This window comes from Bacillus cereus group sp. MYBK95-2, from assembly GCF_051915225.1.
Taxonomy (GTDB): Bacteria; Bacillota; Bacilli; order Bacillales; family Bacillaceae_G; genus Bacillus_A; species Bacillus_A cereus.
In genome coordinates this window covers 1-9,321 of record NZ_JBQAEH010000025.1, presented here as the reverse complement: position 1 = coordinate 9,321, position 9,321 = coordinate 1, and the positions used below count along the sequence as shown (strand labels likewise).

Here is a 9,321-nt window from a genome sequence, read left to right as displayed (position 1 = left end):
CGGAAGGGGAAAAATTTATGAAAAAATATTTCAAACCATTTATCAAAGCAGCATCTGTATTATCATTAGGTCTTACTATGATGTTCACTCAAGTTGGAGGTACTTTTGCACAAACTAATGATCAAGCATCTACGAATGGACCAGAAAGTTATTATGTAGAAAAGGCTAATGAATTTAAAGCTAGTACTAAAGAAATTAAAGGCAATGAAAAATCTGAACTTATCCAATTAACACAATCTAACATTCAAAAAGAAAACATTAAACTTAATAATTTAACAGAAGAAAATCTAGAATTCAATGATTCTACTGTAGTTGATTTAAAAAATGGTCAAACTTTAGTAAAAGTACCTGTTAAAGACTCAACTAACTTAGAAAAAATCAGTGGGGTAGCTGTTTTTGTTGATAAAAATCAAAATGTTGTGTCTACATACGAACTATCTTTAAAAATGGTAGATTCTGAAACTGCTGAATTAAAAACTTGGGACAACGGTAAAAATACAGTCGATCAAATTTTAGAAAAACCAGATGTAGAACCACAATGGTCTTGGAGTGTATTCAAAAATTGTGTAGTTAATGACCTTGGAATTAGCTGGGCAGTAGCTGGAACAATCGGCGTTATTTGTGCTGGTGCATGTGTTGGAACAGGTGGAGCAGCTTGCGCACCTTGTATCTATGCTGCAGCATCTGTAACAGGCGGTAACTGGGGTTGGTGTATCGGTAAAGCAGGTAGAGCTTAATTTATAAAACTTTAATTAAAGGACTTATTTTAAAAAGTCCTTTAATTCTATAATGAAATTTTATAATTTTTAAAAACTATTTTTAGTAAAGTAACATTTACATAAGTAAAGTGTTGTTTACAATTAAAGAGAACGGAAGGGGAAAAATTTATGAAAAAATATTTCAAACCATTTATCAAAGCAGCATCTGTATTATCATTAGGTCTTACTATGATGTTCACTCAAGTTGGAGGTACTTTTGCACAAACTAATGATCAAGCATCTACGAATGGACCAGAAAGTTATTATGTAGAAAAAGCTAATGAATTTAAAGCTAGTACTAAAGAAATTAAAGGCAATGAAAAATCTGAACTTATCCAATTAACACAATCTAACATTCAAAAAGAAAACATTAAACTTAATAATTTAACAGAAGAAAATCTAGAATTCAATGATTCTACTGTAGTTGATTTAAAAAATGGTCAAACTTTAGTAAAAGTACCTGTTAAAGACTCAACTAACTTAGAAAAAATCAGTGGGGTAGCTGTTTTTGTTGATAAAAATCAAAATATTGTGTCTACATACGAACTATCTTTAAAAATGGTAGATTCTGAAACTGCTGAATTAAAAACTTGGGACAACGGTAAAAATACAATCGATCAAATTTTAGAAAAACCAGATGTAGAACCACAATGGTCTTGGAGTGTATTCAAAAATTGTGTAACAGGTGATCTTGGAATTAGCTGGGCAGTAGCTGGAACAATCGCTGCTATTTGCGCTGGTGCATGTGTTGGAACAGGTGGAGCAGCTTGCGCACCTTGTATCTATGCTGCAGCATCTATTACAGGTGGTAACTGGGGTTGGTGTATCGGTAAAGCAGGTAGAGCTTAATCTCTTTAAAAATTGAAATTAAAGGGCTTTCTGCTAAGCAGAAAGTCCTTTAATTTCTCTTATTAGTTATAACTAACATTAAAGAACTTGTAACAATAATTAATGCTATTAAAACTTGTAAAATCTCTTTAATACCAAAAGAAAAATCAGTAAAATTAACAATTAAAGTGAAAATCACTACATAAAATAAAGTTGCAAAAAATGTAGAAAATATAGCTTGTTTCTTTACAAACTGTGCTCTTTCATCATTAGCTTGAATATCAGGAAATACATACCATATAGAAAAACATAATATAGCCAATGAAAGTGTAGTAAGAGAAGGAAGAGGAAATTCAAAATCACCAGCCATAAAAATTACAAAATAAAATAATAATGTAGATAAACTAAAGAATAAGCCTAAACCTAAGAATGAAACACGTTTATTCATTATAAATCCTCCTTTTCTAAAATAAAGATATCTTCCACTTTTAAGTTAAATAATTTAGCAATCTTCATTGCCAAAGGTAATGAAGGGTTGTATTTGCCTTTTTCTATAGAAATAACAGTTTGTCTAGAAACATTTAACTCTGCTGCAAATCGTTCTTGGGAGTAATTAAATTGCTTTCTTATTTCAGGAATTTTATTTTGCATCCATATCCCCCCCTAACTATTAATATTTAAATATATTATAACGTAAAGTTCACTTTACGTAAAGTAAACTTTACAAAACGAAAAATGATAGGAATGATATTATGAAAAAAAAGACATACATATATATAGCTATTGCTATTAGTATAATTTTAACAAGTGGTTTTATATCTTATAAAAAATATACTAACTATTTAAATTCTGGGTTATACGGTAAACCACTAAAACAAATCAATGCCAATGATATTTTACCTTATGACAAAAAAATCACACCAAAAATTGCAGTTATTGATACAGGTGTAAAATTAGATAATACTTTCTTAGAAAAAAGTAATATTAAACAAGAATTCACAGATCAAACATCTCAAACATCTCAACAAGGACACGGTACAATGGTAACCGGAATACTAACTAGTAATGGAAACGGTCATACTAAGCCAGGAGGTTTAATTCCAAAAAGTGATATATTATCTATTCAAACAGGTACAGACTTAGGAATGACTTCTAAACAACTTATACAAGCTATCAATATAGCTATAGATAACAATATAAAGATAATAAATATAAGCTTAGGTACTACCAAAGATACTCCTGAACTACAAACAGTTATTAAAAAAGCTTTAGAAAAAAACATAACAATTGTTGCTTCTGCAGGAAATGATAGTAAATCTATAAATTATTATCCAGCTGCTTATGAAGGAGTAATTAGTGTAGGAAGCATAAATGACAAAAAAGAAATAACTAATTCATTAAATTTATCAAACATAAATATATTTGCACCTGGTGAAAAATTACTAACAACCACAGCAAACAATAAAGAACAAGACTATTTTACTGGAAACTCTGCAGCAACTCCTGTTATAACATCAATAGTTGCAGTAATGATTAATGAAAATCCAAATTTAACAAATTCAGATATAAAATCAATTCTTATATCTAGCGCTGATACAAAAACATACAAAAATAATGAAATAAAAATAGTAAACTTAAAAAATGCATTAAAAAAAGCTTCAGTAAAGAATAAAAAAGCATAGGAAGGATCTTTAAATTGAAACCAAACAAGCAAATAGAAAATACAATATTTTTAACATGGGTTATTTCTTTAATTGCAACATTAGGAAGTTTATTTTTCTCTGAAATACTAAATTATGAACCCTGCAAACTCTGTTGGTTCCAAAGAATATTCATGTATCCTTTAGTATTTATAACAACAATATCACTTATAAAAAAAGATTTTAAACAATCTTTATATATACTTATACTATCAACAATAGGCGGAAGTATTTCTATTTATCACTACCTAATACAAAAAACAGAATTATTTTCTACTAATAATAATTTTTGCGGGAGAATACCTTGCTCAGGAGAATACATTAATCTTTTAGGCTTTATAACAATCCCATTTTTAGCATTAATTGCTTTTACACTAATATTTATCTTGAATTTTTGGATCTTAAACAAACAAAAAAAGGTGAAATAAATGAAAAAAATAATATTTACATCAACTATAATTATTACAATATTTATCTTACTTTCAGTAATTACAATAAAAAATCAAAATAACAATAAAAAAGAAAATTTTCTAAGCGAAAATGCAACAACTCCAAAAGAAACTCAAAATATATTAAGTAAAAATAAAGATATTACTATCTATTTTTATAGCCCAACATGTGAACATTGTAAAAAGACTACACCTCTATTAAGCGAATTAAATGAAGAAAAAAATATCAATGTTAAAACATTTAATCTTCAAGAATTTGAAGAAGGATGGGAAAAATATAATATAAAAGGAACACCGACAATTATACATTATAAAAATGGTAAAGAAGAAAAAAGGCTAATTGGTGAACATAGTAAAAAAGATTATCAACAATGGCTTGAAAATAGAAAAATTTTTAATAAAAATAATTAGTATTCATTCAACATAACAAATAAAAAGCTCATTCTATATACATAAAGAATGAGTTTTTTATCAAAATTTCACATACCACATTATATATTTATTTTTCAAATATAATTTCAAATTAATAAACAAGGGAATGCTTGTAGACCAATCTATACTGCATTCCCTTATTATATGTATGCTATATTCTTATTCGCCTTTTTCTAACAGTAGAACCACGAATCTTGGCGAAGACATTGGTTTTTGCCCTGTCCTGGGGTCCGTCCTCGCTTTTTATTCCACGGTTCCCTTGACTACGAGCCTCCGAACCCTCAAACTCCCAAAGCTAACCCCAGCGGGCAAAAACCGCCCTTCTGGGGCCACCCCTGGCGAGTTTGCATGAGGGTTCCCCTCATCGTCAAGGAACTTTCGCGGCATAAACGCCAGGACTCAGCGATTCCACATGCGTCGCCACCACGATTCCTTTTTAATCTCTTGTACTTCTTCATTGTTTACTTGTTGTTTGGATGAATCTATTTCTAATATTGCTTGTTTTTCTTCTATCATAATTCTTTTTAAATCTTGAATCTCTCTCATCAAATACATAATTTGTTCATCTTTCTTATTTACTTGATCTTCCATTGCTTTTTCTAATTCTTCCGCAACTATCTTTCTCACTTCATCTAAGGTAAACATAGTCTGTTCAAATGTTTGTTTAGATGTGTTTTCCTGAACAACTTCCATATCAACAGCAATATATTTTTTAAAACCTTCTTTGTCTAATACTTCTAGAATCTCTTTATGAGGGACATTCTTTTTATTTCGAAGTTTATTAATAAATTTTAAAACATCCACACATTCAGAAGAAATATAGTACTTATTTTTCTCCCCCTGTTTGAATAGAATAAATTCTTCATAAGTATTGCAATTTCGTTTAATTGTCATTGAAGATACACCAACTTGTTTTGCTATATCTTCAGCCGATAGCCAAATTAATTCATGTTTTTCCCTAATCATTGTTTAAATCACTCCTATCTAAACAAACAAACAGCATCTGAACAGTGCCCATAAACATTATTATATCAGGTGTTTAGATGTTGTTCAGATAAATACCTCGTTTAGATGAACACTTATTAAAAATATTTAAACAAACACCTAAACATCTTCATGAACTTTGTTCCTAAATAGGGATCCCCTAAACCTTCCTACATGCACATAAATTAATTATTTGTTTTTTAACATAGTAATTTTTAATTGAAAAACAAGCTTTTCTATAAAATTGGAAATTCCGAATCAAAAAAGAGAGAAGAGCATAAGGGGTTTTTGGGCCCAACTAGGGGTTGGGACTAGGCGAAGCCTAGTTTAAACGTGGGTACACGAAAATTTCCAGGATGTCCACTCACTGACGACACAAAACTGACTAAATGTCCCCATTGTGTCCCTAAATGTAGACTCAGTGAGTACACAAAGTCCCTTTGATGTCTCCATATGAGTACTCACTAACGACATGATATTTTTAATAAATTGCAATCAAACATTACTTTAAAATACTAAAAGAAAACAATAAACATTAAATACATATGAATCCTTAATCTAGAAATAAATAACAACAAAATACAAGATGCTATTTAAACGCTTCAGAATCCTTTTTAAAAGATATAAATCTAAAACAATACTATTTGTCGCCAAAACAAAAACAAACACTTAAAAAGCAAAATGAACAGGTTTAAAAGAAGGTTTTCCTTTGCTTTTGGGGTTGAGGCTGGTTCGTCGTGTGGGGACGAGCCCCCACGTATAACGTATTTAGCAATGTGGTAAGTGAAATTATTAGGCGAAAACACTAGCGGTTCGGCTCGTATAATAGCAAATTCAAGCCGATGAACCTAAATAGTTGCTTTTGGATGCATCGGCTTGGTGATATCCAAACTCGAGCCGAAAAAAGTTTTGCAAGGATGTAGCAAAGCGAAAAGGGTGGAGATTTTCTGTAGCAAAGCGAAAGAAAATACGACCCGTTCCTTGCGGAACTTTTAGCTATTTCTATATAGAGTAAGAAAGGACAAGCATACCTAAGTAGAAAATCCCCAGTAATACCAAGGGTTTCAGGATTTTCCGTACTTACCGTTTTTGGTAAGTAAACTTACCGTTTTTGGTAAGTACGGAATTAACAAAAAAAGTCTACTAATTAAAGTAGACTTAAAATAATTTTATAGGCAAATTTTTAAGTTGTTTAGGAACCTTTCTAAACATAGCCTTAAGTGTCGGATTAACTTCATCCCTATTCCCTGAAAACATAACATGAGGATTTATAAACAAAGCATATGCCCTAACATTATTATCATCAACACCACTCTCTGAACGAGCAATAATGCCTTTATCAATTAATTTTCTAACCAAAGGACTAACTTTCGTTTCATGTCTTCCTATTTTTTTTGCTAATTCTCGCTGAGTTAATGGAATTTGTTCTTTAGAGTTAATATCACTAACTAAACAATTACTTAAAAAACCTACACACATTGAAATATCTAATAAAAATACTTTCTCAGCATTTGTTAAATAATCAATTTCAAATAAATACTGGATATTTTGTTGAATGATCTGAACAAATTTAGCTTTATTTTTTATCTTCCGTTCAGGTACTAACTTCATTCCATGCGAATTAGCTTTTGCTTGAAGTTCATTTGCTATGTACATCTCTTCTTCTGACAAGATCTTTAAATTCTCGATATCTCTCAATCTTGCATTTCTTTCAGCTTGTTCTAAATTGGCGAGCTTTGACATAAATCTTTCTCCTCTTTTCTAAGATTTTCAACTAGAGAAGAGGAACATTTTATGCTATGATTCTTATAGAATTTAAAAATAAATATATACAATAAAAACCCCTCTTCTCTAATTGTTTGCTTGGTCGCTTTCAATTATAACATGAGGGTTTTTTTATTGTATAAAAAACTATGATTCACTTAATTCACTATGTAGATTCTTCCGTTTTTCCACACATGTTTCACACCAGGCATTTATAGAAACTTTTCCAATACTCATTAAGAATAAAACTATTACAGGTGCTAAATAAGCAGCTGAAGCACCTACATATACTGATATAGCGGATGATAGGGTGGAAACAATTAAAGTATGACCAGGTTTCAATTCTGTTGATAATTTTTGACGATCATTATCATATTTGGGATCTCCACATAAAAACCGTTCAAACTCTAATTTAATCTTATCTACAAAAATATTTTTAGTGCTGCCAGCACTAAAAGGAGCAGTATCAGAAATACCTAAATTTAAATATTGAACAGTAGCAGTTTCTATGTTTTCATTTGTATCGACCAATCTTGATACAATTTTTTGTTGATATTGTGGTAATACATTTAACCATTGATCTGATGAAATTTCAGTTAAATAATCTACATTATTCATAATCTAACATCTCCAATATATACTCTGCAGAAACAATATGTGTCGCAGGATGAAGTGTGCGAGGATCTATACCACCTATTATAACAGCTCCTCCATTTCTTCCACCTGGTACATATGCACCCATTAATACTCCTACTAAACTAGAATTATTTAAACTAAAAACAGGACCTCCTGATTGTCCTTGTCTAGATTGAATATTTATAACAGCATGTTTTACTTTTTCTCCCAAATTTTCAAGTAATATTTTTGCACCAATCTCAGTTTCTTGCTTGGTCAAAATTACACGCCCAAAATTCAAATCAGGAAATCCAAATAAATTTACCTTATCTCCTACATTTATAGAATCTAATCCTGAAATAGTAATATTTGAATGCATTCCATACTCATCATTCAATTTTAAAATACATAAATCATATAATGGATTAGTAGCTACAATTTTAACCTCAGCATATCTTATTTCATGATTAGACATATCCTGATAATCTGAAAGAGATCCAACTTTAGGAAAAATAATAACTAAATTATTATCATCATTATTAGTTACATGTGCAGCTGTAACTAAATGATTAACTTTATTTAATAGTGTAGCAGTTCCTAATGGCTGAATACCATTTGGTGTTATTCTTCCTACAGTATATACAACATTTACTAACCCTGAATAATTACTCATCTAAATTCCTCTCTCCTAAAATTTTATGCTCTACATTATCATTTTATATGATTAATATAAAATATGGTAATGTAATCAATCCAATGTAAACTTTTAAATATTAGTTTACATTCATTTCCCTTTAAACATTGACTTCTCACTGATTCCCCTGATATCCTCAATTTACACAACAAAAGTATACATTCAAAACACTATAAATAAAGAGGTCATAAATCCATGAACAAAAAACCACATCTCATTGATGTCCAACCTATCCGTAGCAAAGAACAGATCGAAGACATGAAATGGGCCCTAAAACGCCACTGTTCCGAACGAGACTATATACTATTTTTAATTGGAATTCATACAGGACTACGTGTCAGTGATCTACTCCAACTTGAAACGCAAACTATACTAAAGTTAAAACGAAAGAAACGAAAGGAATTCAAAATCAAAGAAGGAAAAACAAAGAAAGAACGCATGATTAACCTTACTTCCATTTTTGATGAGGTATACTCTTATACTCAAACTCTAGATAACACCTGGTTATTTCCTTCCCGAAAAGGAGACAAACCCATTAGTAAAATCCAGGTTTATCGACAATTGCAAAAAGCCGGAAATTTTGCCTGTGTAGAGTCTATCGGTACCCATACCATGCGCAAAACCTTCGGCTATTGGTTCTATAAACAAACTAAGGATGTTGCTATGCTACAAGAAATACTCAATCATAGTACACCACAAATTACCTTAAAATATATTGGAATTAACAAAGAAGAAAAAGATAATATACTTGATACATTTTATATTTAACCTAAAAAAGCTGACTTATATATATTTACAAGCCAGCTTTTTTTTTATTTTAAAAATAAATTATTTGCATCAATAAAATACCGAAAATTATTAAAATTCGAAATAAATAAATATTAAATAATGTAAATTTAATAATTGAGAATTTTTTCTATTAATAGTATCATTTACATGTAAAGCGACATTTACATGAGTAAAGTGTTGTTTACAATTAAAAAGAGCGGAAGGGGAAAAATTTATGAAAAAATATTTCAAACCATTTATCAAAGCAGCATCTGTATTATCATTAGGTCTTACTATGATGTTCACTCAAGTTGGAGGTACTTTTGCAC

12 protein-coding genes are annotated in these 9,321 nt (G+C 30.1%); 6 read left to right on the top strand and 6 right to left on the bottom strand.

Features of this window, described 5'->3' with window-relative positions:
- Positions 1-737, top strand: a 737-nt coding sequence (locus ACTFN4_RS30225) for a hypothetical protein (protein WP_439963336.1), incomplete at its 5' end; no start/stop codon positions are given.
- A gap of 150 nt (positions 738-887) precedes the next feature.
- Positions 888-1,607: a hypothetical protein gene (locus ACTFN4_RS30220; protein WP_439963335.1), complete on the top strand. Its 720-nt coding sequence runs from the start codon at positions 888-890 to the stop codon at positions 1,605-1,607.
- A gap of 49 nt (positions 1,608-1,656) precedes the next feature.
- On the opposite strand, the gene ACTFN4_RS30215 is transcribed toward ACTFN4_RS30220, so the two are convergent.
- Together ACTFN4_RS30215 and ACTFN4_RS30210 are read right to left on the bottom strand one after the other, a co-directional pair.
- Positions 1,657-2,034, bottom strand: a complete 378-nt coding sequence (locus ACTFN4_RS30215) for a hypothetical protein (protein ID WP_439963334.1) — start codon at positions 2,032-2,034, stop codon at positions 1,657-1,659.
- Positions 2,034-2,237: a helix-turn-helix transcriptional regulator gene (locus tag ACTFN4_RS30210; RefSeq protein WP_098321848.1), complete on the bottom strand. Its 204-nt coding sequence runs from the start codon at positions 2,235-2,237 to the stop codon at positions 2,034-2,036. The genes ACTFN4_RS30215 and ACTFN4_RS30210 overlap by 1 nt, the downstream gene beginning before the upstream one ends.
- Before the next feature lie 101 nt (positions 2,238-2,338).
- Here ACTFN4_RS30210 and ACTFN4_RS30205 point away from each other — a divergent pair, with 101 nt between their 5' ends.
- The 3 genes from ACTFN4_RS30205 to ACTFN4_RS30195 are packed head-to-tail and all read left to right on the top strand — an operon-like array spanning position 2,339 to position 4,146.
- On the top strand, positions 2,339-3,268 hold the full coding sequence (locus tag ACTFN4_RS30205) for a S8 family peptidase (protein ID WP_439963333.1): 930 nt from the start codon (positions 2,339-2,341) through the stop codon (positions 3,266-3,268).
- 14 nt (positions 3,269-3,282) lie between these two features.
- On the top strand, positions 3,283-3,714 hold the full coding sequence (locus ACTFN4_RS30200) for a disulfide oxidoreductase (protein WP_114556597.1): 432 nt from the start codon (positions 3,283-3,285) through the stop codon (positions 3,712-3,714).
- Positions 3,715-4,146: a thioredoxin family protein gene (locus ACTFN4_RS30195; RefSeq protein ID WP_439963332.1), complete on the top strand. Its 432-nt coding sequence runs from the start codon at positions 3,715-3,717 to the stop codon at positions 4,144-4,146.
- 420 nt (positions 4,147-4,566) lie between these two features.
- Here the strand turns inward: ACTFN4_RS30195 and ACTFN4_RS30190 are convergent, their stop codons facing one another.
- From ACTFN4_RS30190 to ACTFN4_RS30175, 4 genes are all read right to left on the bottom strand, one after another.
- On the bottom strand, positions 4,567-5,133 hold the full coding sequence (locus ACTFN4_RS30190; RefSeq protein WP_439963331.1) for a hypothetical protein: 567 nt from the start codon (positions 5,131-5,133) through the stop codon (positions 4,567-4,569).
- A gap of 1,176 nt (positions 5,134-6,309) precedes the next feature.
- A complete protein-coding gene (locus tag ACTFN4_RS30185) occupies positions 6,310-6,894 on the bottom strand; it encodes a MarR family transcriptional regulator (RefSeq protein ID WP_439963330.1) in 585 nt (194 codons plus the stop codon).
- 168 nt (positions 6,895-7,062) lie between these two features.
- Positions 7,063-7,533 carry a hypothetical protein gene (locus ACTFN4_RS30180; RefSeq protein ID WP_439963329.1) on the bottom strand — a complete coding sequence of 157 codons (471 nt, stop codon included), beginning with the start codon at positions 7,531-7,533 and terminating at the stop codon, positions 7,063-7,065.
- Positions 7,526-8,203, bottom strand: coding sequence for a S1 family peptidase (locus ACTFN4_RS30175; protein WP_439963328.1), 678 nt, complete (start codon positions 8,201-8,203; stop codon positions 7,526-7,528). The genes ACTFN4_RS30180 and ACTFN4_RS30175 overlap by 8 nt, the downstream gene beginning before the upstream one ends.
- Before the next feature lie 216 nt (positions 8,204-8,419).
- Here ACTFN4_RS30175 and ACTFN4_RS30170 point away from each other — a divergent pair, with 216 nt between their 5' ends.
- Entirely contained in the window at positions 8,420-8,992 is a 573-nt protein-coding gene (locus ACTFN4_RS30170; protein ID WP_439963326.1) for a tyrosine-type recombinase/integrase, read from the top strand.
- Positions 8,993-9,321: the final 329 nt, after the last annotated feature.